Here is a 26,412-nt window from a genome sequence, read left to right as displayed (position 1 = left end):
GTTCTCCTTCTGCCGGCCGGTGCGGCCGAGCGGGTCGAGGATATGGGAAAGACTCTTTACGAAAGTAGCGCATCCGCCGCCCCGGCGGAACCCGTTTGACGCGTGCGCTCCACGGCGGTAGACCGGGAATCGCCATGCAACGACCGTTCGAGGATCGCCGCGATGCCGGCCGACGCCTCGCGCAGGCGCTCCGCGAGCGCGGCGCGTGGGTCGATGCGATCGTGCTCGGCCTGCCCCGCGGCGGCGTCCCGGTCGCCGCCGAGGTCGCGACCGAGTTGGACGCGCCCCTCGACGTGCTCGTCGTGCGCAAGCTCGGCCTCCCGCACCAGCCGGAGGTGGCCATGGGTGCGATCGGCGAACGCGGCGCACGGGTGCTGAACGAGGACGTGATCCGGTTCGGCGGCGTGAGCGACGGCGACCTCGCCGCGGTCGAGAGACGTGAACGGGCCGAGCTCGAGGCGCGCGTCGCGCGCTTCCGCGAGGGCGCCCCGCCGGTCGAGATCGCAGGGCGCACCGTGGTCATCGTCGACGACGGCGTCGCGACCGGGGCGACGGCGATGGTCGCGTGCGCCGTCGCCAGGTCCTCGGGCGCGACATCCGTGGTGCTCGCCGTGCCCGTCGGCGCACCCGATGCGCTCGCCGAACTCGCCGCGTCGCCCGCGATCGACGCGATCGTGTGCCCGTTGACGCCCTCCTTCTTCATGGCGGTCGGACAGCACTACGTCGACTTCAGGCAGACGACGGACGCCGAGGTGCAGCGGATCCTGCGGGCGCTCAGCTGAGCAGCGTGCCGATCACGAACGTGCCGCCGCGCTCGTCGTCGGTCTCCACCCTCCCGACGAGTCCCCCGGCCTCGACGAGGGCGAGGGTCGTCGGAGCCTGCCGCCGGCTCGTCTCGATGAGCAGCCGGCCCCCTGGCGCGAGCCAGAGCGCAGCGGATGCCGCGACCCGGCGATGCACGTCGAGCCCGTCGTCTCCGCCGTCGAGCGCCATGCGCGCCTCGTGGTCGCGCGCCTCGGGCGGCATCATCGCGATCTCGTCGGTCGGCACGTAGGGCGCGTTCACGGCCAGCACGTCGACGCGGCCCTGCACGTCGGTGGGGAGTGCGGCGAACAGGTCGCCGCCGAACACGCGTGCGCGGCGCGGCTCGAGGTTGCGTCGAGCGGCCAGCACGGCGGCCGGATCCAGGTCGGCGGCGAGCAGATCGACCGGCCCCGCGGCATCCGCGATCACCGCGCCGATGGCGCCGGCCCCGCAGCAGAGGTCGACGACCACGGGAACGCGACCGGATGCCGCGACCTCGCGTGCGAACCCCGTCGCCGTCTCGGCGAGCCGTTCGGTGCGCCGGCGCGGCACGAACACGCCGGGCACGAGCAGAATACGGATGCCCCCGAACTCCGCCCAGCCGAGGAGTTGTTCGAGCGGCTCGCCGGCGACGCGACGCGCGACGAGGCGCTCGAGCCCTTCGGCGGCCTCTGCGGGCGCGAACTCGGCGGACGCGGCCTCGAGGAGCGCGGCCTCCTCCTCGGCGAAGACGCAGCCGGCCGCGCGCAGCCGGGCGACGAGGGCGGCATCGGGCTCTGGGGTGTGCATCACGGCAATGCTAGAGTCGTGCGCATGACCGCGTCGACCTGCACCTGGTGGCCCGCCTCCTAGGCGGACTCCACGTTTCGACGTACGACGACCGCCCGAGGGCGGTCGTTTTCGCATCTGCGGAGGCTCCGGTCCGAGGGCCCGACCACCGGAGATTCCGACATGACCGCACCGCTGCTCTCCTCGCTCGTCGCCGCCGGCGCCGATGCGCCGCCGTTCGCCGTGATCCGCCGGGAGCGCGAACCGGCGCTCGACGTGCTCGTGGGCGAGGTCGTCGACGTCGACCTGCTCGCCGACATCCCGCTCGAGGGCGCGGAGGTGCTCGCCCTGGTGCCGTTCCGGCAGGTGCGCGAGCGCGGCTTCGACGCGCACGACGACGGTGCGCCGATCCGGTGCCTCGTGGTGCGCGAGCGCGAGTCGGTCGCCGTTCACGATGCGCTCGAGCTGCTGCCGCGGCATCCGGTCGTGGTCGGCGATCTCGACGTGGACGTCAGCGACGACGACTACGCCGACCTCGTGCGGCGCGTCATCGACGAGGAGATCGGCCGCGGTGAGGGGGCGAACTTCGTGATCCGGCGCGAGTTCGTCGGCTCGACCGAGGTCGCGGCCCCGACCGCGGTGCTCGGATGGCTGCGGGCGCTGCTCGAGCACGAGCAGGGCGCGTTCTGGACCTTCGCGGTGCACACGCCCGGCCTCGCAGCGGTCGGCGCGACGCCCGAGCGGCACGTCTCCTCGATCGACGGCCTCGTCTCGATGAACCCGATCAGCGGCACGTTCCGGCACGACGTGCTGACCGAGGCGGATGCCGCGGCGGTATCCGTCGACGACCGCCTGCACGCGTTCCTGCACGACGTGAAGGAACGCGAGGAGCTCGTCATGGTCGTCGACGAGGAGCTCAAGATGATGAGCGCGGTCTGCCCCGACGGCGGCCGCATCCGCGGGCCGTTCCTGAAGCGGATGTCGCGGCTCACGCACACCGAGTACCTGCTCGAGGGGCGCAGCGACCTCGACCCGCGTGAGGTGCTGCGGCGCACGATGTTCGCGCCGACCGTGACCGGATCGCCCATGGGCAACGCCTGCACGGTCATCGCCCGCCGCGAGGCGACGCCGCGCGGGTACTACGCGGGCGTCTTCGCCCGATTCACGCCGACCGCGCGCGGCTACGACCTCGACGCGCCCATCCTGATCCGCACGGCCTACCTTCGCGACGGCCGCGTGAGCGTGCCCGTCGGGGCCACGCTCGTGCGGCACTCCGACCCCGTCGGCGAGGTCGCCGAGACCCGGGCGAAGGCCGCCGGCATGCTCACGGCGCTCGGCGCGATCCCGCGAGCCTCGGGAGGCAGGGCGTCCGGTGCGTCGGGCGAGATGGGCGCAACGGCGCCCGCCGACGACGACCGCCACGAAGCACTCCTCGCGCGGCGCAACGACCACCTCGCGGCCTTCTGGCGAGCACCGCAGCGGGCGCACGGACGGCGCGGCGCCACGGCCCTCGTGATCGACGCGAACGACGACTTCACGACGATGCTCGCCCACCAGCTGCGCCACCTCGGCCTCGACGTGCGACTGGTGCCGTGGCACGAGGCCCCGCACGAGGCATCCGACGACCTCGTGGTGTTCGGCCCGGGCCCCGGCGACCCGCGCGACGGCGGCGATCCCCGCATCGTCCGCATGCGCGAGCTCGTGGCAGCGCGCCTGGCGTCCGGGCGACCGCTGCTCGCCGTGTGCCTGAGCCACCAGGTGCTCGCCGACCTCGCGGGGCTGCCGCTCGCGCCGCTGCCGGCGCCGCGTCAGGGGGTGCAACTGCCGGTCGACGTGTTCGGCGAGACGGCGGCCATCGGCTTCTACAACACGTTCTCGGCGCTCGCGCCCGACGGCACGAGAACCCCGGACCTCGACCTCGAGGTGGCGTCGGATGCCGCGACGGGCGTCGTGCACGCGCTGCGGGGCCGCGGCGTGGCCTCGGTGCAGGGGCACCTGGAGTCGGTCACCTCACCCGACGGGCTCGCGCTGCTCGAACGACTCGTCGACGGCGTGCTGGCACCGAACGCGCTGACACCGACCGCACTCGTGCCCTAACCTTCGGGCATGGGTGACGGGCGCACGCGCGAGGTCGAGCTGGAGCTGTGCCTGCCCGACGGGCACCTGCTCGGCACCACGCAGAGGTTCGCGGCGGCCGAGCCCTGGACGCAGTTCGTCTGGCCCGTCGTGGCGGCCGCCCGCGACACGCTCGGGCTCGACGTGACCGTGCTGCGCCTGCGCGCGATCGAGCCGCACGACGACGAGACGCCGGACCTCGTGCGCTACGTCGCCGAGGTCGCGGCGCCGCCCGCCGGCACGGACGCCGCTGGTGCCGCCCCCGCGCCGCCCGAACCGCCCGAACCGCCCGAGCCGCTGCGCATGCCGTGGGCCGAACCCGGCGGACCGGCGCGCGCCCTGCGCTGGGCCGCGGCCAGACTCGACGCGCTCGGCATCGAGATGACCGGGCCTGCCGTGCAGGTGCGCAGCTGGAACCTGTCGAGCCTCTGGCTGCTGCCGACCGACCGCGGCTCGATCTGGCTCAAGCAGGTGCCGCCGTTCTTCGCGCACGAGGGTGCGATCATCGAGCGGATGTCGCGGCACCCCGTGCCGCGACTGTTGGCCCGCGACCCTGGCATCGTGCTGCTCGCCGAGATCCCGGGCGAGGACCTCTACGCCGCGACCGACGCACAGCGTGCCGCCATGATCGACCTGCTCATCGACATCCAGCTCGATGCGGCGAACGGCCCTGCCGACTCGAGCGACGCCGGCGGCATCGCCGGACTGCTCGAGCTCGGACTGCCCGACTGGCGTCTGCCGGCACTCGCAGGCCCGGGAGCACGGGCGCTCGAGGCATCCGCCGATCGGCTTGAGCCGGCGCAGCGAGCCGCGACCGAGCGCCTGCTCGCCGGCATCGATGGGCGCGCCCGACGACTCGAGGCCTGTGGGCTGCCCGACACGCTCGTGCACGGCGACTTCCACTCGGGCAACGTGCGCGGCAGCGGAGCCGACCTCACGCTGCTCGACTGGGGCGATTCGGGCGTCGGGCATCCGCTGCTCGACGAGGCCGCGTTCACGACGCGGTTGTCGGTCGAAGATGCCGCGACCGCGCGTGCGCACTGGGTGCGCGCCTGGTCGACGGCGGTGCCCGGGTCGGATGCCGCGCAGGCGATGAGCCTGCTCGCACCGGTCGCGGCGCTGCGTCAGGCGGTCATCTACCAGGGATTTCTCGACCGCATCGAACCCGACGAACGGGTCTACCACCGCGCGGACCCGCCCGAATGGCTCGCGCGGGCAGCCGAGCTCGCGTCGTCGACGGTCGGATAGGCGCCCCGGCGCCGTGCAGCCGGTCGAGTAGGCGCCCCGGCGCCGTATCGAGACCGACGGTCAGCCGAGCGCGATGACGGCCTCGAGGACCTCGTCGTCGAGTGCGCGATCGGCGAAGACGAGGCGTTCGAGGTGGGTCGTGTCGTCGGCGCCGACGGGCTCGGCCGAGGATGCGCCGCGCCACGCGAGCTCGAGGTCGAGCCGCTCGAGCAGCCGGATCGACGCCGGATTGTTCGCGAGCACCCTGGCCGTGACAGGTGCCTCGGGTGCCGAGTCGCGTGCCCCCTGCAGCGAGAGCCGGGCCGCCTCGACGGCGAGACCGTGACCCCAGGCCTCGGGGGCGAACCGGTACCCGAGGTTCCACGCACCGAACGCCATCATGTTCGCCCCGGCGACGCCGACGAAACCGCCGGGGGCGAGCGCACCGACGGGCTCGCGGAGCCGGACCGCGTTCATGCCGAAGCCGTGCTCGCGCCGGCTCTGCGTGGCCCGCTCGATCGCGCCGGCGGACTGCGCGCGGTCGGCGTGCCGGCCCGACGGCAGGTGCTGCCACGTGAGGGGGTCGCCGTAGATGCGGTGCACGTCGTCGACGTGGTCGAGCGTGAGCGGGGTGAGCAGGAGGCGGTCGGTGAAGTACTCGTCGTTCATCGCATGCAGTCTTGCAGCGACCACCGACACCGGCCGGGCAGCCGATTCGCTCCGATCGGCGGACTACTTGAGCAGCCTGGAGAGCACGCGGTCGGCGAGCGGCTTGCCGCCGGTCTGGCAGGTCGGGCAGTACTGGAACGTCGAGTCGGCGAACCGCACCTCGCGCACGGTGTCGCCGCACACCGGGCACGCCTGGCCGGTGCGGCCGTGCACCTGCATGCCGCGCCGCTTCGCGTCCTTCAGGTCGGCGGGCGGGCGGCCCGACGCCGTCTGCACCGCCTCGGCGAGGGTCTCGCGCAGGGCCGTGAACAGCGTCTCGACCTGCTCGGGCGTGAGCTTGGCGGCGAGCGTGTAGGGCGACATGCGCGCGGCATGCAGGATCTCGTCGGAGTAGGCGTTGCCGATGCCCGCGAACACGGACTGGTCGCGGAGCACGCCCTTGATCTGCGTGCGCCGGCCGTCGAGCACGGCCTGGAAGTCGGCGAGCGTGAAGTCTGGGGCGGTCGGGTCGGGCCCGAGGCGGGCGATGCCCGGCGCGTCGGCCGGGTCGCGCACGACGTAGACGGCGAGCGACTTCTTGGTGCCCGCCTCGGTGAGGTCGAAACCGGCGCCGTCGTCGAGCTTGACGCGCAGGGCGATCGGCCCCTTGCCCGGCTTCAGCACGGTCTTGGGCACCTCGTCGAACCAGCGCAGCCAGCCTGCGCGCGCGAGATGGAAGACGAGATGCACGGCGGATGCCTCGTCGCGGCCGCCCTCGCCGCCGCCGGTGCCCGTGCCGGCCTCGACCCTCAGGTCGACGAACTTGCCGTGGCGTGCCACGTCGGCGATCGTGCCGCCGCCGAGCGCGGAGAGCGGCGGATCGAACGTCTTCAACGCCGAGATCGCCGTGACCGCGGCCGATGCGACCGCGTGCCCGACGGCACGCTCGCGGAGGAACGCGGCGATCGCGTCGACCTCTGGCAGTTCGGGCATGCCTTCATGGTGCCACCACCCGCCCACGCTCGCGAGGGTGTCGAACGGGACGTCGTGGCCTTCGTCGGGTGCTCGGCGTATTCCCCCTCCGGGCCGGCGCGGTTAGGGTCGAGGCATGTCGAACCAGCAGCACGGCCTCGCGAAGGTGTACGCGCTTCCCGCCGAGGGCGAGCCGATCTCGAGCGAAGACGACGCGATCGATCTCATCGGCAGCGTCTGGTCGCACGAGTCGACCACGGCGGCCGTTCCGGTCGAGCGGTTCGACCCCGCCTTCTTCGACCTGAGCACCGGGCTCGCCGGCGCCTTCGCGCAGAAGCTCGTGAACTACCGCATCCGCCTCGCGGTCGTCGGCGACCTCGAGGAGTACACGGCCGAGAGCGGAGCGCTCCGCGACTACGTCTGGGAGTCCAACCGCGGCGACCAGGTCTGGTTCGTGCGCGACGACGAGGAACTGGCGAAGCGGCTGACCGCGCGGACTTGAGCGCCGCCCGGGCCTCACTGCGCCGAGCCTCAGTCTGCCCGATTCGGAGTTCTGGCGACACGCCGCGACACGAACCCGCATCGAACGGCGTGTCGCAGAATCTCCGAATCCGGCAGACGAGCGGATGCCTCGGACCGGCGATCCCGATGCAATGTCGGTGGTCGGTGAGAACCTCTCACTATGAAGACGATCGAGCTGCGGCAGGCCCGCCACCTCGCGGTGGGCGACACCCTGGTGAACGTCGCCGGCCACGTCTACGAGGTCACCAAGGTGACCCGCATCGGTCGCGGCATCCGCGTGCAGTACCTCACGTCCGAGGGGCAGCCTGGCCGGTTCACGGCGGCGCCCGAGGCGATCAGCCGTGTGCTCGCCGGGCGGGCGGCACCGCTGTCGGCCTGATGGCCATCGTCAGCTTCCGTGTCGACGGCGACCTCGCACCGATCACGACTTGAGCGGCAGCACCTCGCCGCCCGCCTGGCACCTCGGGCAGTACTGCGCGGTCGTGCTCGCGAACGAGAAGTCGCGAATCTGGTCGCCGCACACCGGGCACGGCTCCCCCGCTCGGCCGTGCACGCGCATCGCATCGACCTTGGCCGCCTTGAGTCGGGCGATGGGCACGCCGCGCCGCTCGGCGATCGCGGCGCCGATCACGCCGACGGTCGCGTCGAACAACCGGTCGAGCGCATCGCCGCCGAGCGTCGAGGCGTGATCGACGGGCGAGACCTTCGCCTCGTGCAGGATCTCGTCGGAGTAGGCGTTGCCGATGCCGGCCAGCGACTCCTGCTCCTGCAGCACGGCCTTGACCTGCTTGCGACGCCCGACGAGGGCGTGGTCGAACTGCTCGCGCGAGAAGTCGGCCGCCGCGGGATCGGGCCCGAGCTTGGACACGGCGGCGACCTCGGAGGGGTCGTCGACGACCCAGGCTCCGAGCGAGACCCAGTTGCCGGCATCGGTGAGCTCGAGCGCGGCGCCGTCGTCGAACTCGAGCGTCGCGAGCGTTGGCGGCGGGGCCGACACCCCTGCCCCTGCGGTGCCCGATGCCGCATCGCTCGAGGCCCCGCCCCATCGCGCCCAGCCGTGCCGGCCCAGCGAGACGACGAGGTGTCCGGCCTCTCCGAAGGCGAGGTCGATGAGCTTGCCGTGACGCGTCGCGCCAGTGACACGTGCGCCGATCAACGACTCGAGCGGTCGGGCGCGCGTCTTCGCGATGCGGAACTCGACGACATCGACCCCGGTGAGCGTGCGGCCTGGCAGGCGGGCGTCGAGCTCCTCGGCGAGTGCCTGCACTTCCGGTGACTCGGGCATGCGGCCAGCCTCGCACAGGCCGCCGACCTCCGACAGAGGTCTGGGCGAAACGCGTCGCGAACCGGCCGCCCGGATGTCTCCGTGCCCGCTACGCTCTCGCTGTGGACCCGAACACCGCACGCCAGGTGCTGCGCATCTTCCCCGACGCTCCGCTCACCGTCGACCTCGTCGAACGTGCCTTCGCGGGCGAGTCCGCGGCGCGGCCGGCAACGGTGCCCGCAGATCCCGGGTCGGGGCAGCGGGCCGCCACGCTGCAGACGGCGCGCGCCGTCCTGCTGGCCGAGATCGAATCAGAAGCACAGTCCCCGGGGCTGCACGAGCTCTTCCCCGAGGCCACGGCTCTGCCCCCGCGAGATCGCACCCGACTCGGCGGAGGCGCCATCACCGGCATCGTGCTGGCATGCGTGCTGACGATCGCGATGATGCTCGGTGGGGCGGTCGCCCTCGTGATGGCCCTGGACCGAATCGGGTCAGCACTCGCCGCTTCGGAAGCCGACCCCGACCCCCGCACCGAGGCCTTCCAAGACACCGCCTGGTCCGACCGCATGACCTCCCGGGAGACCGACTTCACCTTCCCGGCCGCCCTCGAGGTCTACGCCGACGGCCGCTACGACGACCTCTGCTCCGACATCTACGAGCGCGGATGCTGGCAGGTGGATGTGATCCCCGAGCAGGCCTGCACCGATCTGAAGGTCGAGATCGGGCTCAGCGACGACAGCCTGAGCTCCTACCCCGAAGAGACCCGGGTCAGCTTCATCGGCTCCGCCGAGTCGTTCGAACGCGTGCCGATGGTGTACGGCGAAGACGGCTACCTGTACAGCTGGATCACCGACGTGACGTGCGAGGACGACACGGCCTGAGACGCGGAACCGGGCGCCGGCGTCACACGGACGGGTCCCAGGCTGCGAGCCGGTCGAAGATACGACGGTCGCCTTCGAACTCCAGCGATTCCAGTGGAATGCGGCCGTAAAAGAACAGGACCAGGTCACTGGCTGCGGGGCATCCCAGGCGAGCTGGACGTCGAAGGTGTGCACCGCGATCTCGTGGAGCTGGCGCCGTGCCCAGGCGCCGGAGGTCTGCGGCGACGGCGAGTCCGCCCACCAGGTCCAGCAACGGCGATCCGGACCCGCCTCGCGCAGCACGCTCGTCACGTGCTCGACGGACTCGACCCACCAGGCCAGGAGAGCCTCGCGCTCCCGAGGCGCACCCTTGTCGCCTCCCCAGGCGGACTCCTCCGGCGGGCCGTCCGCGGGCCCGGCGGCGACAATGGCGGCCGCCTTGCGGCGGCCCGTGCCCACGTGTTGCACGTGATCGAACAGCGTCCGTGCGGGGTGCGTCGGCATCCGAGCGTCGAGGCCGGGTGCCGCGGCGACCGCGGCGCGGAAGGCGGCCGACCGTTCGTCGATCAGCCGCAGCTGCTCGGGGAACGCGAGAATCTCGTGCATCCCGCCGTTCTACCACCGTGCCCCGATGACCGGACGGCGATCCGGTGGATGGCGCGAGAAGCCGCGGTCAGGACGACGGCGTGATCACGAGCGCCGTCGAGAGCGAGTCGGGGTCGCGCGCCTCGCGGGCCGAGCGGATCTCGCGGTATCGGTCGCCTTACTTGGTCGTCAGCGCGTCGTCGAGCACGGCCCGCACCTCGGCCGAGTCGTCGACCAGGGCGACGGCCTCGAACACGACCGCCTCGTCGTCGACGACGCCGACACGGTCGGATGCCACGAGCCGAACCCGCGACGTGTGCGCGATGCGCTTCGTCTTGCCCGAGACCGCGACGGTGGTGACGAGCAGCCGCGCGCCGTCGCGCACGGTCCAGACCGGGGTGCGCACCTCGACTCCGGTGCGACGGAAGGTCGTGAGTCTGACGTAGGGCGAATCGCCGAGCGCGAGGAACGCCTCGGCTGCGGGTGCGGTCGTGTGCGGCATCCGTCGATTCTCCCGCACCGCGCACGACGAGCCGGCATCGGTGACGATCAGGCCGCGTTGCGGCGCGCGCCCGCGACGAGTTCGTCGAGCAGCCGCCGACCCTCGGCCCAGTCGCCGAGTCCGCTCGCGGCGTTGAGGTGCCCGAAGGCCCCGACCGACGCGAAGCGCGCACCCCAGATCTCGGAGAGCGCGGCGGCGTACTCGGCGCTGCCGTAGGGGTCGTCGTCGCTCGCCACCACGAGCGCGGGCACCCCGAGCGGATGCCTCCCGATGCGGGCGAACTCCGACGCCTCGTCGGGGTAGTGCTCGCCGTCGGGGTCGGGCGGGGCGACGAGCAGCACGACCGACGCGCGGTCGGGGTTGCGGGCGAGCCACTCGGCGGCGGCGAGGCATCCCATGCTGTGCGCGACGATCACGGCGTCGGGGCCGGCGACGGCGCTCGCCACGTCGAGCGCGAGGACCCAGTCGTCGAGGCGCGGTTCGTGCCACGAGGACGGCGCGATGCGGATGCTGCCGGCCAGCTGCCGTTGCCACTGCGTCTGCCAGTGCTCGGCCCCTGAGCCGCCGATGCCGGGAACGATGAGATGCGTCATGGCTCCATGCTGCCGACGCGAGCCGGCCGAGGCAGCGTCTGTGACTGCCAGTGACCCCGGATTTCCTGACGTTGCGACGACCCCGGAGACGACTGGACACCGAGGCGAGCGGATGCCGCGGGGCGGCGTTCCCGGCGACCCGGCGTCGCCGTGCGGCTCAGCCCTCGGTGACGCGACCGCCCTCGACGTGCCAGCGCCGGTCGAGGTTCACGTGCTCGAGCATGCGTCGATCGTGGGTGACGAGCAGGAGGGTGCCCTCGTAGCTCTCGAGTGCGTCTTCGAGCTGCTCGATCGCGGGCAGGTCGAGGTGGTTCGTGGGTTCGTCGAGCACGAGCACGTTGACGCCGCGCGCCTGCAGCAGCGCCATGCCTGCGCGCGTGCGCTCCCCCGGCGAGAGCGCGTCGACGGGGCGCAGCACGTGGTCGGCGCGGAGCCCGAACTTCGCGAGCAGGGTGCGCACCTCGCCCGAGCTCAGCTCGGGCACGAGCGCCTCGAACGCGTCGGCGAGCGGCGTCTCGCCTGCGAGCTGCGACCTGGCCTGGTCGATCTCGCCGATCGCGACCGAGGACCCGAGGCTCGCCCGGCCGCCATCGGGCGCGATGCGGCCGAGCAGCAGGCCGAGCAGGGTCGACTTGCCCGCGCCGTTGGGCCCGGTGATGCCGATGCGGTCACCGCCCGAGACCTGCAGCGAGACCGGTCCGAGCGTGAAGTCGCCACGCGTGACGGATGCCTCGGCGAGCGTCGCCACGACGGCCGACGACCGCGGGGCCTGCCCGATCGTGAACTCGAGCTTCCACTCCTTGCGCGGCTCCTCGACCTCGTCGAGGCGGGCGATGCGGCTCTCCATCTGGCGCACCTTCTGCGCCTGCTTCTCGCTCGACTCGGTCGCGGCCTTGCGGCGGATCTTGTCGTTGTCGGGCGACTTCTTCATGGCGTTGCGCACGCCCTGGCTCGACCATTCGCGCTGCACGCGGGCGCGCGCCACGAGGTCGGACTTCTTCGAGGCGAACTCCTCGTAGTCTTCGCGGGCGTGCCGGCGCACCGTCTCGCGCTCCTCGAGATAGGCGTCGTAGCCGCCGCCGTAGACCCGATTCGAGTGCTGTGCGAGGTCGATCTCGAGCACCTTCGTCACCGTGCGGGCGAGGAACTCGCGGTCATGGCTCACGAGCACGACCCCGCCGCGCAGGCCGGCCACGAAGGCCTCGAGCCGGGCGAGGCCGTCGAGGTCGAGATCGTTCGTAGGCTCGTCGAGCAGCACGATGTCGAACCGCGAGCAGATGAGGGCGGCGAGTCCGACCCTGGCGGCCTGACCCCCCGAGAGGCCCGTCATGAGCGAGTCGGCCGTGATCACGGCACCGTCGGCACCCGAGGAGGCGATCGCTCCGCCGCTCGCGCCGACGGCGAGCCCCAGGTCCGCGAGCACCGCCGGCAGCCGCTCGTCGAGGTCGGCGGCACCCGACGCGAGCCACCGTTCGAGCGCGACCGAGTACTCCTCGCCGGCGTCGACGCCCTCGGGCAGGTCGGTGGCCGCGAGCATCGCAGCCGAAGCGTCCAGGCGCGCGGATGCCTCGGCGCACCCGGTGCGACGCGCGACGTACTGTGCGATCGTCTCGCCCTCGACGCGTTCGTGCTCCTGGGGCAGCCAGCCGACGAAGGCGTCGGTCGGCGCGAGCGACACCGTGCCGGCGAGCGCGGGGATCGCCCCGCCCAGGATGCCGAGCAGCGTCGACTTGCCCGCCCCGTTGGCGCCGACGACACCCACGACGTCGCCGGGCGCGACCGTGAGATCGAGATCCTCGAAGAGGGTGCGGTGCGCGTATCCGCCGGCGAGGCCCTGGGCCACGAGTGTTGCAGTCACCGGACAACCCTACTCAGCGCGAACGGGTGTCCTCAGCGCCGCCAGAGGTACGGCGTCGTCGTCGAGACCTTGACGAGGCCCGATCGCTCGAGGATCGGCCGCGAGAACTCGGTCGAGTCACTGTGCACGAGGGTCTTGCCGAGCGCGAGGGCGGATCGCGCACGCGCCGCGGTGAGCGCGCGATAGATGCCGCGGCCACGCCATCGCTCGCGCGTCGCGCCGCCCCAGATGCCGGCGAAGTCGGTGTTCGCGACCGGCTCGAGCCGCCCGGCGCTGACGATCTCGCCGTCGGCGGTCACGGCGACCCAGAGCTCCATGCCGTCGTCGAGGGCGAGGCGTCGCAGGATCGCATCGGCCATCGACTCCGACACGGGGTCGCCGAAGACCTCGTCCTGCATGGCGCTCATGGCGCGCACATCGGGCTCCTCGATGATCCGGCGCAGACCGATTCCGGCGGGCAGGGGCACCGCGGCTGCGAGTCCCGCGGTCTCGCCGATCATGATCGACTCGGGCTCGTCCGCCTCGAATCCGTGCGCGAGCAGCGCCTCATGCAGGCCGGGCGCGACATCGTGGCCTCGCGTCTTCCATTCGAACCGGGTGATGCCGGGCGCGGCCTCATAGTGAGCCACCGCGCCCGCGACGAGATCCGCGATGCCCGCGGCATCCGCCCCTCCGAGGTCGCGGTAGGTGACGAACCCGCGCCCGCCGGCGAAGGTCACGAGCCGCAGCGGCCCGAGGCGATCGACCGCGATCGCACTGGGCGTCTCGGCATCCGTTCGCAATTGGTCGTCGTAGGCCCGCAGCAGGCGCGCGCGGTCGCCGATCGTCGGAGTGTTCGCAGTCACCGGTCAACCCTAGTCCGGCACGGTCGGACTCGACGCCGCTCTGCTCGCCGCGAACTCCGTCGGCGCCAGCAGGTCGACCGGGGTGCGGGTGATCGCGAAGCCGGTGACGATCGCCAGCAGCGCCGCGAGCGTCGCCATGAATGCGAATCCGACGCCCCATTCGCCGGTGCTCTCGTGCACGATGCCGATGAGGAGCGACCCCGCACCCGCGATCGCGTATCCCGCACCCTGCCCGATGGCGGACACCACGCCCGCCGATTCCGCGTTCGCCGAGAGTCCGACGATCAGGCTGATCGCGAGTCCGAACGCGGCGCTCTGCACGGCGCCGAGCGTTCCGATCGCCCAGACGTACTGGCTCGTCGGCGCGAGGTAGAGCCAGCCGAGGCCGAGTGCCACGACGACGCCGAGGCTCGGTCCGTACCAGCGCAGCACCCTCGGCTGTCGTGCGATGATCGGCGTCACGAGGGTGGGTACGAATCCCGCGACGCTGAACCACGCGAGCAGCCACCCGCGCATGGCCGCGGGTTCGCCCCGGTCCGCGAGGAATTGCGGAAGCCAGGCCGTGACGGCGAAGTACAGCAGCGCCTGGAGGCCGAACACGGCGGTCACGAGCGCGATCGTCGTGCCTCCGCCGACGGGCAGCGCGAGACGCCGCGCGCCCACCCCTGGCGATGTTTCGGTCGTGCGCGTCGACTGCAGCCCCATCGCGATCGCAGCCGCAACGGCCGGCAACGCCCACACGCCGAGGGCGACGGGCACGCTGCCGCCGGACAGCGCGTGCACCGGCACGACCAGACCCGCGCCGAGCGCTGCGCCGACGCCGAACGACATGCTGCTGAGGCCGACCCAGAGCCCTCCCGCGCCGAGCATCTTCAGGTACTGCGGCAGCAGCGTTCCCGCGGTCATGATCGCCGCGCCGGCCAGGAAGGTCCCGATCAGCAGTGGAACAGGAAGGGTGATCCGCACGACGAGCGCCGCGGCGAGCACTGTCATCGCGACGCCCAGCGCCCGCGAGACTCCGACGCGACGAGCCAACCAGGGCCCGACGGGAGCTGTGAGGCCGAAGGCGATCACCGGCAGGGTGGCGAGCAGCGTCGACTCGGTCGACGTGAGGTCGAAATGCGCGCTCGTCTCGTCGAGCAGCGCCGCGATCGACGTGATCGCCGGCCTGAGGTTCAATCCGACGAGCAGCGCCGCGATCAGGCCGGCGACGCTCCGGGCGGTACCGGTGGTTCGTCCGCTGCGCCCCTCAGCGCCCGATGACACGGAGGCCATCGGCGACGATGCGCCCGTCGTGGATGACGGTGCGGTCGATGCCACGGTCCATCACGGCACTCGTCGCCGTCTCGCCGTCGACGACGAGCAGATCGGCCCGGTCGCCCGCGCCCAGCCCCGGACGGTCGCCGACTCCGGCCACCCGAGGTGACTCGTGCGACATGATGCTCGCCCCGCCCATCGTCGCCACCGCGAGCGCCAGCTCGATGTGATCGTCGCGCCGGAAGTTGTTCGTGAACGCCAGCTGCCAGGTGCGGTCGAGCATGTCGCAATTGCCGTACGGGCTCCAGTAGTCGCGCTGGCCGTCCTCGCCGAGGCCGACGCGGACGCCCGCCTCGGCGAGCGCGACCAGGGAGAGCTGGTTTCGCGCCGCGGGCGCGACCGTGGCCATGGCGATGTCGAGCTCGGCGAACTCCTCGATGAGGCGTCGACTCACGGATTCGGACACCGCACCGAGCTCGTACGCGTGCGACATGGTGACCTTGCCCTGCATGCCGAGCGCCCGCGTGCGTTCGAGCACGAGTTCGGTGCTGAACACACCGAGCTCACCCGGTTCGTGCAGGTGGATGTCGACCTCGACCTGGTACTTCTCGGCAAGGCCGAAGACGATGTCGAGATGCTTTGCCGGATCGCGGTCGAGCTGGCTCGGGTCGATGCCGCCCATGACATCCGCGCCCTGCTTGAGCGATTCCTCGAGCAGTTCCACCGTGCCGGCCTCACGCAGGATTCCGGCCTGCGGGAACGTCATGACCTGCACCTCGGCCTGTCGGGCGAACGTCTCCTTCGCGGCCATGACGGCATCGAACTTCTCGAGACGGCAGTCGACATCCACCTGGGCGTAGGAACGCACGCGGGTGGTGCCCTTCGCGATCATCTGCTCGAGCGTGCCCGCGACCCGCTCGACGAGTCCGACCTCGGCATCACGCCAGTTGCGACGGTCGTTCAGCATCATGCCCCAGACCCCGGGTGCGCCGGTGTGCTCGCGGAACGGCAGGCCGATGCGTGTCGAGTCGAGGTGCACGTGCACGTCGCTGAACGAGGGCAGCAGCAGCCGGCCGCGCCCGTCGAGGTCGCCCTCCCCGACGACGCCGTGGGGGTCGTGCGGCCGGACCTCGGAGATCCGGTCGCCGTCCACGACGACATCGGAGCTGGCTCCGCCCCACGGGCGGACGTCACGGATGAGCATTGGTCAAGGTCCTTTCGGATGGAACGAGCCGGCCGGCTGCGAACGCAGCCGCCTCAGCGGGGTGGTGACAGGCGACGGCACCGCCGGGCACCAGGTCGGTGCAGGTCGCGCGACCCGCGTCGTCGAGACGTTGGAATACGGGGCAGCGCGTGCGGAACACGCAGCCGCTGGGAGGATCCGACGGGTGCGGCAAGTCGCCCACGAGCCGGATTCGGCCACTCCGGTCGGCAGTGGGGTCCGGCGTCGGGACCGATGACAGCAGCGACTGCGTGTACGGATGCCGCGGGCTGCCGAACACCTCGTCGCGACTGCCCTGCTCGAGGATCCGCCCGAGGTACATCACGGCGATGTCATCGGCGAAGTGCTTGACGACCGAGAGGTCATGCGCAATGAACACGTACGAGATGCCGGTGTCGGCCTGGATGTCCTGCAGCAGGTTGACGACCTGTGCCTGCACCGACACGTCGAGCGCCGAGACGGGTTCGTCGCAGACCACGATGTCGGGCTCGAGCGCGAGCGCGCGGGCGATGCCGACGCGCTGCTTCTGCCCTCCGGAGAACTCGTGCGGGAACCGATTGTAATGTTCAGGGCGCAGCCCGACGCGGTCCATCAGCGAGGCGACACGACGCTTCATCCCCTCCTTCGGCACGACCTTCTGCGCGAGGAGCGGGGCCGCGATGGCTGCGCCGACGCTCTGGCGGGGGTTCAACGACGACGCGGGATTCTGGAACACCATCTGCACCCGGCGGCGGAACTGCTGCAGGTCGCCGCCGCGCAACCCCGAGACATCCGCTCCGTCCAGCAGGATGCGTCCCGATGTCGGCTCGAGCAGGCGCATGAGCAGGCGCCCGGTCGTCGACTTGCCGCAGCCGGATTCGCCGACGAGGCCGAGCGTCGATCCGCGCTCGAGCGTGAACGAGACGCCGTCGACCGCCTTCACGATCGACTTCGGGCGCAAGAACCCGGTGTTCACGGCGAAGTGCTTGGTCAGGCCCTCGACGGCGAGCAGGGGCTCGGTCATGCGATCGCCTCCATTCCGGTCGAGGTCCGGCGGGACAGCTCGACACCGATGCGCCCGCCCGGCGTCGCGGGCTCGACGAGATGGCAGCGGGCTCGATGCGAGCCCTCGCCCTCGAGGCCGGGGCGCTCGGTCGCGCAGCGATCGCCGGGAACGAGTCCGGCGACCGGGCATCGCGCCTCGAAGAGGCATCCGGCCGGGAGGTCGAGCAGCGAGGGCGGGTATCCGGGGATCGGCGTGAGCCTGCCCGACTCGTCGGCCATCGACGGCATCGACGCCAGCAGCCCCTTCGTGTAGGGGTGGGCCGTGGCGAAGAAGGCGTCGTGCACGCCCGCCTCCTCCACGCACTGGCCGCCGTACATGACGACGACGCGCTGGCATACCTCGGCGACGACGCCGAGATCGTGGGTGACGAAGATCACCGCCGAGCCGGTCTCGGCCTGCAGCGAGGAGATCAGGTCGAGGATCTGAGCCTGGACGGTGACGTCCAGTGCTGTGGTCGGCTCGTCGGCGATGAGCAGCTCGGGTTCGCAGATGAGCGCCATCGCGATCATCGCCCGCTGCCGCATGCCCCCCGAGAACTGGTGGGGGTAGGCACCGTACCGCCCGACCGGGTCGGGGATGCCGACGCGGTGGAGCATGTCGATCGCCTGCGCCTTCGCCGCCTTGGCGCTGACCCGGTTGTGCACCCGGTAGGCCTCCGCGATCTGCTTTCCCACCGTGTAGAACGGATGCATCGCCGAGAGCGGATCCTGGAAGATCATGCCGATCTTGCGTCCGCGGTATGCACGCATCGCGGCCTCGTCGAGTGCGACCAGGTCGGTGCCCTCGAAGAGGATCTGCCCGCTCACGCGGGCGCTCGTGCCCTTCAGCAGGCCCATGAGCGCCTGGCTCGTGACCGTCTTGCCTGAGCCGGACTCGCCGACGATGCCGACGGTCTCGCCGCGTTCCAGCCTGAGGTCCATGCCGTTCACGGCGTTGACGAGGCCGTCGTCGGTCGGGAAGGCGACGCGCAGGTCGCGGATGTCGAGGAACGGTTCGCCCATCAGTTGAGCCTCACTCTCGGGTCGACGGCCGCATAGCTGAGGTCGACGAGGACGTTCGCGGTGATGATGAAGAACGCGGCGAGCATCGTGATCGCCATCGTGACCGGCAGGTCTCCGGATGTCGCGGCTCGGACCGCCGTGAAGCCGAGGCCGGGAACCGAGAAGATCTGCTCGGTGAGCACCGCACCGCCGAGCAGCGCCCCGATGTCCAGGCCGAGCATCGTCACGATCGGCGTGAGGCCCGCGCGCACGCCATGGGTGAAGGTGATGCCACGGGGGCGGAGTCCCTTCGCCCTCGCGGTCCGCATGAAGTCCTCGCCGAACGTCTCGATCATGTTGTTGCGGGTGATGCGCACGTACTGGGCGCTGAAGAGCACCGCGAGCGCGACCCACGGCAGGAGGTAGTTCGCGAACCAGGCACCCGGTCCGGCGGGGCCGAACGGCGAGGCGATCGTGTTGCTCGTGAACGGAAGGACGCGCAGTCCGCTCACGAAGACGAGGAGGAGGAGCAATCCGGTGACCGGCACCGGGAGCGAGACGCCGACCGACGCCGCTCCGACGATCATCTTGTCGATCGGCCGTCCCTTCCGCAGCGCCGCGAGGAGTCCGAACCCCACCCCGAACAGCGTCCAGAGCACGACCGCCCCGACGGCGATCGAGAGCGTGTACGGCAGGGCCCTGACGATGACGTCGGTGACGCTCTCATTGGTCTGGAACGACTTGCCGAGGCACGGCCAGCTGCAGAGCTGCTCCGCCCCCGGGGCTCCGATCATGCGGTCCCCGAAGAAGCCGCTGATGTAGGTGAAGTACTGCACGAAGAACGGCTGATCCATGCCGAGCGCGACGCGCGCCTCGGCGATGCGCTCGGGCGTGCACTCCTGGCCGCAGGCCGCGGCGGCGGGATCGGCCGGCCCCACCTGGAAGAGGGCGAACGTCACGAAGCTGACGACGATGAGCAGGGCGACGAGCGCGAGCGACCTGCGAAGGAGGAATCCGAGCATTGCTGGGCCTGTGCGGGGGCCGACCGATCGGGGCCGGCCCCCGCCCTTTCATGCGAGTGGGGCGATCGTCGCTATTGCTCGACGCCGACGGTGGACAGGTCGATGCTCCCGAAGAAGTAGCCGACCTGAGCGTTGTGGATCTTCGATCCGACGACGCTGTTCGTGAAGGTGCGGATGAGCGGCACGATGGGGTAGGTCTCCATCGCCTGGTTGTAGAGCTCGGCCCACCTCGTGCTCAGCTCCTCCGAGGTGCCGTTCGTGCCGCGCAGCTCGTACATCTGCTTCGAGAGGTCCTCGTCGTAGAAGCGCGAGATGTTGCTGAATCCGTAGGTCGTGCCGTCGAGGCTCGGCCCGACGTTCGGGTCGACCGTCGTGCGCGTCGATCCGGAGGCCGCACCGCCGCACCAACCGGCCCTGGCGATGTCGGGCATCTCGTCGCTCGCGAGCACGGTGTAGTAGTTCGCCGCGGGGATCGCGGTCATCTGCAGATCGATGCCGAGCGCCTTGAAGTTCTGCTGGAGCACGGTGCCGAGGTTCTTGTACCGGTCGATCGCGTTGGAGTATCCGTACGTGAGCGTGGCGGGCACGTCCTTGCCCTCGAGGAGCTTCTTCGCGGCGTCGAGCTGGGGCGCCCCGTCGATGTCGAGGTCGGTGGTCTCCTCGACGTAGCCGACCATGCTGTCGTTGAGGTACGAGTTCGTGATCTTGCCGAAGCGCTGGCCGCCGTACTGCACCTGGATCGCCGCCCGGTCGATGGCCAGGGCGAGCGCCTTGCGCACGTCGGGGTCGGTGATCGTCTCGGTGTTCAGGTTCAACACGTCGGTGCAGCCGAGGAGCCCGGCAGCCGTGCGATCGGCGATCGCCTGGTCGGTCAGGCGGGACGTGTCGGATGCCTGCAGCGCGCCGTTCGAGTCCAGGGTGATCGCGGTCGGGTCGTTGTCCGACAGGAGCTGCTGGCTGATCGTCGCCTGCGCCGTCGAGAGCGAGAAGGTGAACGTGTCGGGCAGTGCGGTACGGTTCCCGTCGGTCGCGGGGTCCCAGTTGGGGTTGCGCACGAGCTTGAGCTCGCGGCCGCGATCGTAGCTCTCGACCATGTACGGCCCCGACGAGACCGGGTGGTTCGTGTAGTCGAGCTTCGTGTCCTTCGCCTCCGGCACCGGAGCGGTGTTCGAACGCGAGACCAGCGCCGCGAAGTCGGGGAACGGCTGCTTGAGGTGGAAGACGATGGTGCGGTCGTCGGGGGTTTCGACGGCAGCGAGCTCTCCGCCCGCGTACGGGCCCTTGTAGTCGTCCGCGTCGAGCGCCGAGTTGAGCTCCTGCGGCGCCTGCGTGTACACGTCGCGGGCGAACGTGCGGGCGACGCCGTACTTGACGTCGGCCGACGTGATGGGCGTGCCGTCCTCGTAGACAAGCCCCTCCTTGAGGGTGTACGTCCAGGTCAAGCCGTCCTCGGACGGCGTGCCGGTGTCGGTCGCGAGGTCGGCCACGATCGTCGGCGGCTCGCCCGCGGTCTCCTTCGCCATCGTGAGAGTGCGGTAGTAGAGCTGACCGACGTTCGCCGTCTGCACGTAGTTGCTGTTGCCTGGATCGAGCGTCATGAAGTCGCTGGACATGAGCACGTTGACGTTTCCGCCCGGCTCGGTGAATCCGGGCTTCACGATGCGGGCGGCGTACGGATCGCTCGCACCTGCCGACGACGGCGCCGCGGACGGCGCGCCCGCGGTGCATCCGGTGACGGCGAGCGCCACGGCCATCGTGGCCGCGACGATCAGTGGACTGCGGAACTTCATGACTCTCCTTCGTGCTGATGTGGTGGTGCAGTGGTGTGGTGCGGTCGAACGGGAACAGGGGTCGAGCGGGAGTGGAGCCGCGGGCAGGTTCGCCTCAGTTGCGCGAGGCCTTCGGATCGAGTGCGTCGCGCACGGCGTCGCCGAGCAGGTTGAAGGCGAGCACGGTGATCACGAGCGCCATGCCGGGCACGATGAGGAACCACGGGTCGCTGAGGTACCAGTTGCCGGCCTGCGCGGCGTTCAGCATCTGGCCCCACGAGGGGGTCGGGTCCTTGACTCCGACGCCGAGGAAGGAGAGGGCCGCCTCGGCCGAGATGTTGGCCGGGATCATCATCGTCGCGTACACGAGCACGACGCCGAGGACGTTCGGGATCACCTGCTTGAAGATGATCGTGCGGTGCGAGGCTCCGTACGATCGTGCCGCCTCGATGTACTCCTGCTCGCGGATGCTGAGCACCTGGCCGCGAACGACCCTGGCGAGGTACGCCCAGCCGAAGAACCCGAGGATGAGCACGAGCGAGGCGATCGGCACGAAGCTGCCGTTGCCGAGCGGGGTGTCGCGCAGCCGCGACTGGAGGATCGGCGTGAGCGAGAGCACGAGCAGCAGGTGCGGGAAGGCGAGGAAGAGGTCGATCATGCGACTGATGACCATGTCGACCTTGCCGCCGAAGAATCCGGCGGCCGCCCCGAGGATGGTGCCGAGCACGACCGACACGAGCGTGGAGAGCAGCGCGATCACGAGGCTGACCTGCGCGCCGTAGGCGATGCGCGCGAAGATGTCGCGCCCGAGGCCCGGCTCGACGCCCAGCCAGTGCTGTGCAGATGGGTACATGAATCCCGGCAGCGGAAGACCGGGGGTCATGAAGTTGTCGAGCACGTCCGGCCCGGTGTTCGTCGTCGTCGGATCCTGACCCTCGATCGCCACGAGCACCGGCGCCAGGATGGCGAAGAGGACGATCGCGACGACGACGCCGAACGACGTCAGGGCGACGGGGCTCCGTTTGATCCGCAGCCAGGTCGTTCCGAGCAGCGACCGGCCGGTCGCGACCTCTGCTTCCGTGGCGAGCACGTCGACGGACGAGGTCCGAGGCGGCAGTGCGGTCGCCGTGGTCGCCGGGCTGATGGCTCGCGAGGACGGATCCGACCTCGGTGCAGTGCGCTCAGCGGCGGTCGCCGGCACTGCTGACTGCGTTTCCGTCACGATCATCCTCGAGGGTTCGGGTAGGGGTTTTGCAGAACTGTATACCAAAACGAGAACAGTGCAACTTCCGAGGGCAAGATCGATCCTCGATGGCAACGTCTCAGAAGTCGCGATCGAGTGCCTAATCCCGTGCGAATACAGGCAACGTGGCCATCCGCCTCGCCACCTGATCGGGATCGGCCTTGCCCACCAGGACTCGGGCGGATACATTCTTGGATACCAAGACTCGTTGCTCGTCCTCAGATCGGAACTCCGTGCGCACCCTGATCACCGCAGATCACGTCCTCGCCTTCGATGCCGCAACCGGGTCGCATGTCGAGCTCCGCGACGGCGCCGTCATCGTCGACGATGCACGGATCGACTTCGTCGGCCCGGCCGCTGACGCCCCTGCCGATGGCATCGACGAACTCGTGGAACTCGGTGAGAGCCTGCTCATGCCGGGACTCGTCGATCTCGACGCGCTCACGGACATCGACCACCTGGTGCTCGATTCGTGGTGGAGCGGCGAGCACTCGGCGCGACTGCAGTGGTCGAGCGAGTACTTCGACCGCCGCTCGCACGTCTTCACCGCCGAGGAGCGGCGCCGCGTTCGCGAGGTCGCCCTCGTGCAGCTCGCCCTGCACGGCATCACGAGCTACATGCCGATCGCCTCGGAGGTGCACTCCGAGTGGGCCGAATCGGCGAGCGATCTCCTCGCCATGGCCGAGTACTCGAGCCGTATCGGGCTCAGGGGCTTCCTCGGACCCTCGTATCGCTCCGGCGTCAACGTCGTCCGTGCGGACGGCGCACGCGACATCCGCTTCGATGAGGACGCCGGGCGAGACGGGCTCCGGGAGGCCGCCGAGTTCGTCGACCGCATCCGCGCCCTCGACGATCCGCTGCTCACCGGCGTGTTCCTGCCGTGCCGCATCGAGACGCTCACCCCGGAACTGCTCGCCGAGACCGCGACGATGGCACGGGAACGCGAGGCTCTCGTGCGGTTGCACGCCCTGCAGGGAGAATTCGAGCGGGAGTACATCCTCGAGCGATACGGGCGCACGCCGCTGGACCACCTCGACGCGCTGGGGCTGCTCGACGATCGGCTGATCGTGCCGCACGGGGTCTTCCTCGACGTGAACCCCAGAGTGCACGGCGATGACCTCGGCGACCTCGGCCGACTCGTCAAGTCGGGCGTCTCGATCGTGCACTGCCCGCTCACCAATGCACGCTACGGCTCCGAGCTCGAGACGTTCGCCGGCTACCGGGCGGCCGGCGTGAACCTCTGCCTCGGAACCGATTCGTTCCCGCCCGACCTCGTCCGCGGCATCGATGCGGGGCTCTCGGCGGCGAAGGTGCAGCACCACGACCTCTCGAAGGCGGATGTCGCGGCCTACGTCGAGGCGGCGACTCTCGGCGGCGCACGGGCGCTGCACCGTCCAGATCTCGGGCGCATCGTGTCGGGTGCCTCGGCCGACCTCACCGCGTTCCGCCTCGATGACGTGCGCATGGGCGCGATCGACGACCCGATCCGGACCCTCGTGCTGAACGGCACCGCGCGCGACGCCTGCCTCACGATGGTCGCCGGCCGGGTGGTCATGCGCGACGGGGTCATCCCGGGAGTGGACCTCGACGCGGTGCGACACGACATGCAGGTCCTGTTCCGCAAGATGCGGTCGGCGTACGCGGAACGCGACGCGTACGCCGGCAACGTGGATGAGCTGTTTCCGCCGGTGTTCCCCATACAGTAGACGCGAGCAGCGGGACTCCCCCGCCCGAGCGCGACGGCCCCAGGAGGACCGATGCAGCAGCAGGCCCCCGTCGACGAGCGCGACGACGATCGAGAGGCACTCGCCGACGGCGTGTACCGGGAGCTCCTCCGCTCGATCATCGCAGGCCGGCCCGGACCCGGAACGCGGTTGAAGGAACGCGAGCTCTCCGAGCAGTACGCGGTCTCACGCGTGCCGGTGCGGCAGGCGCTCCAACGGCTCGAGTCCGAGGGCTTCGTGGTCACCGAACCCCGTCGCGGTGCGGTCGTGAAGCTCGTCACCCGGCACGACATCGACGAGCTCTTCGACGCTCGGCTCTGCATCGAGCCGTTCGCGACCCGTCAGGCCGCGACCCGGCTGCATCGGGGCGTCGAATCGCCCGACCGGCTCGCTGCGATCCTCACGCAGTCGCAGACGCAGTTCTCGGCCGGCAACGAGGCTCAGGGAATCTCGGCGAACCTGCAGTTCCATGCCGAGGTCGTACGCCTCTCGGGCAACAGCCTGCTGGTGCGCAGCCTGCAGCCGATGCTCGGCCGCATGGAATGGATCTTCCGCCTCACGCACGACGCCCGCGAGGACGAGCAGGTGCTCGAGCACCTGCAGCTCTACGACGCCATGGTCACCGGCAACGCCGATCTCGCGGCATCGCAGGCCTACGCGCATATCGAGCTCGGTCGGGCTCCGATCCTCGCCGCGCTCGGCCCGTTCCTGGCGGACTGACGAAGCGGTCTCCGTCCGCGCGCGTTCGCCCGGAGCGACTCCCCTACTCGAAGATCGGTGCGAGGAAGCGGCGCTCGTAGCGCCGGATGCACTTCGTCTCGACGGCGAAGCGGTACGCCTCGACGCATTCGGGGTCGTCGGCCGAGGCGAGCCGGTACTGCTCGTAGTCGGCGAGCGACGGGAACGTGAAGAGCGCGAACGCCTCGTCGCTGTCGCCCTCGCTCGGCAGGAAGTACCCGTGGTGCGTGCCGCCGAGGCGGTTCACGAGCCGGATCCACCGCCGCCCGTACTCGCGGAAGTCCTCGATCTTGTCGGCATCGATCTCGTAGCGCAGGTGCACGGTGACGGGGTTGCTCATCGAGCCATCATGCCGTACGCGGGCCGGCGTTCCGCACCACGCCGGCCCGCGGCATCCGCTTCACTCCGAGGCGAAGTCCAGAGCCGAGTCCGCGACGGCGATGACCGACCACGTGCCGCCGCCCGCGTCGGTGAACTCGTAGGCGGGGACCTGGAGCACGCTGCCGTCGGGCTGCCACTGGCTCGCGAGCCCGAGGCGGGCGCTCACGATCTCGACGTCGTTGACGGCCCACGCGATCGCGGCGCCCGGCTGCGGCGTCACGGGCGGCGCGGTCGGCGGGGTCCACTGCGCGGTCTCGTCCGAGGCGGTCCCCTCACGAAGCGCGATCGGCAGTGCGGTCATCTGCGCGCCGAACCGCGGATCCGAGAGCCGCTCGAACGCCTCCTGCTCGCTCACGAGGTCGTAGTCGCCGAGGCTCACGAGCCCGGCGAGCGCGCCAGAGGCGTTGACCACGCCCTCCTCTGAAACCTCGGCGGACCACGGCTGATCGAGACGCTGCCCGTCGACGATCGGCCACGCGTACGTGCTGCGCGTGACCGCGCCGTCCCAGGTCTCCGAGGTGTACTCGAAGGCGTCGGCGTCACGCCCGGCGGCGACGATGAGCGAACGCAGCGCCGAGATCGCGGCGTCCTCGCTCGGGGGCGTTCCGGACGGTTCGCACGGCGCGACCATGCCGCCGTCGCCGCCGTCGCCGTCCTCGAGGATGGCACCGGCGTCGCACGCCCACGGGTCGAGCTCGGGGTCGAAGTACGAGAAACTCAGCGTGCCGTCGAGGCCGACGTAGAGCGATGCGGCGCTGCCGTCCTGGGGGCCGACGACCCACGCGCCGTCCTTCAGTTCGGGCGTCCCCTCCACGCCGAGCGCGACCGCGAGCGCCCCCACGGTCTCGGCGTTCGAGGCGGCACCCGGATCATAGGCGTAGGCGACACCCGACCCCGCCTCCGTGGAAAGGCCCGACGAGTGGAAGCTGTTGCGGCCCAAGCCGTACGGATACATCATGTCGGTCGCGCCCTGGGCCGACATCTTCGCGTCGGTCGCGGCGCCGCCGGCCATGTCCTCCTGCGCCATGCCCGGCGTGGCCCCGCCGCCCGCGACACCCTGCAGCGAGATGGGCGGCGCGGCGCCGTCGGCGAGGTCGGTCGGTGCACCGGTCGTGGCCCCGAGCGCGTATCCGGCGCCGCCGAAGACGACGAGCGATGCCGCGACGGCGACGAGGGGGATCCATCGACTGCGGCGTCGCGCTCGCTCGGCGTCGAGGTCGGCCACCGGGGCCGCGGGAGCGTCGGATGCGTCGGCGGCTTCAGGCCGAGCGGATGCCGCGCGCGGGGCGCGTTCCGTCGAGGCATCCGCCGTGCGTGACAGGACCCCGTCGACGAAGCCGGCGCCGGGCTCGACCCCGGCGGCGGGGTCAGCGGCGCGCAGTCGCTCCATCGGGTCGGTCTCGTGCGGGTCGTGCGGGTCGGTCTCGTGCTCGTCGTTCATCGGGATCGCCTCCTGGTCTTCGTTCTC

25 protein-coding genes and 1 pseudogene are annotated in these 26,412 nt (G+C 71.0%); 8 read left to right on the top strand and 18 right to left on the bottom strand.

Features of this window, described 5'->3' with window-relative positions; translation table 11 throughout:
• The first annotated feature begins 134 nt into the window (after positions 1 to 134).
• Positions 135 to 782 (top strand): phosphoribosyltransferase, encoded by a 648-nt coding sequence (locus AC3IPY_RS07335; RefSeq protein WP_489187716.1) that lies wholly within the window; start codon positions 135 to 137, stop codon positions 780 to 782.
• Here the strand turns inward: AC3IPY_RS07335 and AC3IPY_RS07330 are convergent.
• Positions 775 to 1,593 (bottom strand): putative protein N(5)-glutamine methyltransferase, encoded by an 819-nt coding sequence (locus AC3IPY_RS07330; RefSeq protein ID WP_489187714.1) that lies wholly within the window; start codon positions 1,591 to 1,593, stop codon positions 775 to 777. The genes AC3IPY_RS07335 and AC3IPY_RS07330 overlap by 8 nt on opposite strands.
• Before the next feature lie 162 nt (positions 1,594 to 1,755).
• Between AC3IPY_RS07330 and AC3IPY_RS07325 the strand changes: the two genes are divergently transcribed.
• Both AC3IPY_RS07325 and AC3IPY_RS07320 read left to right on the top strand, forming a co-directional pair.
• Complete coding sequence (locus AC3IPY_RS07325) at positions 1,756 to 3,669, top strand: anthranilate synthase family protein (protein ID WP_489187713.1); 1,914 nt, start codon at positions 1,756 to 1,758, stop codon at positions 3,667 to 3,669.
• Between the two features lie 9 nt (positions 3,670 to 3,678).
• Positions 3,679 to 4,935, top strand: coding sequence for a phosphotransferase (locus AC3IPY_RS07320; protein ID WP_489187712.1), 1,257 nt, complete (start codon positions 3,679 to 3,681; stop codon positions 4,933 to 4,935).
• A 60-nt stretch (positions 4,936 to 4,995) separates the two neighbouring features.
• Here AC3IPY_RS07320 and AC3IPY_RS07315 read toward each other — a convergent pair whose 3' ends face one another.
• Together AC3IPY_RS07315 and AC3IPY_RS07310 are read right to left on the bottom strand one after the other, a co-directional pair.
• Positions 4,996 to 5,583 carry a GNAT family N-acetyltransferase gene (locus AC3IPY_RS07315; protein ID WP_489187711.1) on the bottom strand — a complete coding sequence of 196 codons (588 nt, stop codon included), beginning with the start codon at positions 5,581 to 5,583 and terminating at the stop codon, positions 4,996 to 4,998.
• A 63-nt stretch (positions 5,584 to 5,646) separates the two neighbouring features.
• Entirely contained in the window at positions 5,647 to 6,555 is a 909-nt protein-coding gene (locus AC3IPY_RS07310; protein WP_489187710.1) for an Fpg/Nei family DNA glycosylase, read from the bottom strand.
• Positions 6,556 to 6,670: 115 nt separating this feature from the next.
• Between AC3IPY_RS07310 and AC3IPY_RS07305 the strand changes: the two genes are divergently transcribed.
• Together AC3IPY_RS07305 and AC3IPY_RS07300 are read left to right on the top strand one after the other, a co-directional pair.
• A complete protein-coding gene (locus AC3IPY_RS07305; protein WP_489187709.1) occupies positions 6,671 to 7,036 on the top strand; it encodes a DUF4180 domain-containing protein in 366 nt (121 codons plus the stop codon).
• 180 nt (positions 7,037 to 7,216) lie between these two features.
• Positions 7,217 to 7,435, top strand: coding sequence for a hypothetical protein (locus AC3IPY_RS07300; protein ID WP_489187708.1), 219 nt, complete (start codon positions 7,217 to 7,219; stop codon positions 7,433 to 7,435).
• Between the two features lie 42 nt (positions 7,436 to 7,477).
• Here AC3IPY_RS07300 and AC3IPY_RS07295 read toward each other — a convergent pair whose 3' ends face one another.
• On the bottom strand, positions 7,478 to 8,341 hold the full coding sequence (locus AC3IPY_RS07295) for a DNA-formamidopyrimidine glycosylase family protein (protein ID WP_489187706.1): 864 nt from the start codon (positions 8,339 to 8,341) through the stop codon (positions 7,478 to 7,480).
• 101 nt (positions 8,342 to 8,442) lie between these two features.
• On the opposite strand from AC3IPY_RS07295, the gene AC3IPY_RS07290 reads away from it, so the two are divergent.
• On the top strand, positions 8,443 to 9,201 hold the full coding sequence (locus tag AC3IPY_RS07290) for a hypothetical protein (protein ID WP_489188446.1): 759 nt from the start codon (positions 8,443 to 8,445) through the stop codon (positions 9,199 to 9,201).
• Between the two features lie 213 nt (positions 9,202 to 9,414).
• Here AC3IPY_RS07290 and AC3IPY_RS07285 read toward each other — a convergent pair.
• The 12 genes and pseudogenes from AC3IPY_RS07285 to AC3IPY_RS07230 all read right to left on the bottom strand — a co-directional run.
• Positions 9,415 to 9,786 (bottom strand): annotated as a pseudogene (locus AC3IPY_RS07285) (maleylpyruvate isomerase N-terminal domain-containing protein); the annotation flags it as partial.
• A 157-nt stretch (positions 9,787 to 9,943) separates the two neighbouring features.
• Entirely contained in the window at positions 9,944 to 10,267 is a 324-nt protein-coding gene (locus AC3IPY_RS07280; RefSeq protein WP_489187705.1) for a PNPOx family protein, read from the bottom strand.
• A 47-nt stretch (positions 10,268 to 10,314) separates the two neighbouring features.
• Positions 10,315 to 10,860 carry an RBBP9/YdeN family alpha/beta hydrolase gene (locus AC3IPY_RS07275; RefSeq protein ID WP_489187704.1) on the bottom strand — a complete coding sequence of 182 codons (546 nt, stop codon included), beginning with the start codon at positions 10,858 to 10,860 and terminating at the stop codon, positions 10,315 to 10,317.
• Between the two features lie 157 nt (positions 10,861 to 11,017).
• Positions 11,018 to 12,718, bottom strand: a complete 1,701-nt coding sequence (locus AC3IPY_RS07270) for an ABC-F family ATP-binding cassette domain-containing protein (protein WP_489187703.1) — start codon at positions 12,716 to 12,718, stop codon at positions 11,018 to 11,020.
• Between the two features lie 32 nt (positions 12,719 to 12,750).
• Positions 12,751 to 13,563, bottom strand: coding sequence for a GNAT family N-acetyltransferase (locus AC3IPY_RS07265; RefSeq protein ID WP_489187702.1), 813 nt, complete (start codon positions 13,561 to 13,563; stop codon positions 12,751 to 12,753).
• A 9-nt stretch (positions 13,564 to 13,572) separates the two neighbouring features.
• Positions 13,573 to 14,838, bottom strand: a complete 1,266-nt coding sequence (locus AC3IPY_RS07260; protein ID WP_489187701.1) for an MFS transporter — start codon at positions 14,836 to 14,838, stop codon at positions 13,573 to 13,575.
• A complete protein-coding gene (locus AC3IPY_RS07255; protein ID WP_489187700.1) occupies positions 14,813 to 16,024 on the bottom strand; it encodes an amidohydrolase family protein in 1,212 nt (403 codons plus the stop codon). Before AC3IPY_RS07255 ends, AC3IPY_RS07260 begins: the two co-directional genes overlap by 26 nt.
• Positions 16,011 to 17,045: an ABC transporter ATP-binding protein gene (locus AC3IPY_RS07250; protein WP_489187699.1), complete on the bottom strand. Its 1,035-nt coding sequence runs from the start codon at positions 17,043 to 17,045 to the stop codon at positions 16,011 to 16,013. The genes AC3IPY_RS07255 and AC3IPY_RS07250 overlap by 14 nt, the downstream gene beginning before the upstream one ends.
• The gene (locus AC3IPY_RS07245) at positions 17,042 to 18,088 is read right to left on the bottom strand and encodes an ABC transporter ATP-binding protein (RefSeq protein WP_489187697.1); all 1,047 of its coding nucleotides are present in this window, start codon (positions 18,086 to 18,088) and stop codon (positions 17,042 to 17,044) included. Before AC3IPY_RS07245 ends, AC3IPY_RS07250 begins: the two co-directional genes overlap by 4 nt.
• Positions 18,088 to 19,089 (bottom strand): ABC transporter permease, encoded by a 1,002-nt coding sequence (locus tag AC3IPY_RS07240; RefSeq protein WP_489187696.1) that lies wholly within the window; start codon positions 19,087 to 19,089, stop codon positions 18,088 to 18,090. Before AC3IPY_RS07240 ends, AC3IPY_RS07245 begins: the two co-directional genes overlap by 1 nt.
• 71 nt (positions 19,090 to 19,160) lie before the next feature.
• Positions 19,161 to 20,879, bottom strand: coding sequence for an ABC transporter substrate-binding protein (locus tag AC3IPY_RS07235; RefSeq protein WP_489187694.1), 1,719 nt, complete (start codon positions 20,877 to 20,879; stop codon positions 19,161 to 19,163).
• A 94-nt stretch (positions 20,880 to 20,973) separates the two neighbouring features.
• A complete protein-coding gene (locus AC3IPY_RS07230; protein ID WP_489187692.1) occupies positions 20,974 to 21,948 on the bottom strand; it encodes an ABC transporter permease in 975 nt (324 codons plus the stop codon).
• 386 nt (positions 21,949 to 22,334) lie between these two features.
• Here AC3IPY_RS07230 and AC3IPY_RS07225 point away from each other — a divergent pair, with 386 nt between their 5' ends.
• Entirely contained in the window at positions 22,335 to 23,807 is a 1,473-nt protein-coding gene (locus AC3IPY_RS07225; protein WP_489187691.1) for a chlorohydrolase family protein, read from the top strand.
• A gap of 51 nt (positions 23,808 to 23,858) precedes the next feature.
• On the top strand, positions 23,859 to 24,545 hold the full coding sequence (locus AC3IPY_RS07220) for a GntR family transcriptional regulator (protein WP_489187690.1): 687 nt from the start codon (positions 23,859 to 23,861) through the stop codon (positions 24,543 to 24,545).
• Positions 24,546 to 24,588: 43 nt separating this feature from the next.
• On the opposite strand, the gene AC3IPY_RS07215 is transcribed toward AC3IPY_RS07220, so the two are convergent.
• Together AC3IPY_RS07215 and AC3IPY_RS07210 are read right to left on the bottom strand one after the other, a co-directional pair.
• Positions 24,589 to 24,903 (bottom strand): NIPSNAP family protein, encoded by a 315-nt coding sequence (locus AC3IPY_RS07215; protein WP_489187689.1) that lies wholly within the window; start codon positions 24,901 to 24,903, stop codon positions 24,589 to 24,591.
• A gap of 60 nt (positions 24,904 to 24,963) precedes the next feature.
• On the bottom strand, positions 24,964 to 26,385 hold the full coding sequence (locus tag AC3IPY_RS07210) for a hypothetical protein (RefSeq protein WP_489187688.1): 1,422 nt from the start codon (positions 26,383 to 26,385) through the stop codon (positions 24,964 to 24,966).
• Between the last annotated feature and the right edge of the window lie 27 nt (positions 26,386 to 26,412).

This window comes from Agromyces sp. GL_144 (genome assembly GCF_057834305.1).
The sequence above is the reverse complement of the archived record's forward strand: the minus strand, read 5'-3'. Positions and strand labels throughout refer to the sequence as shown.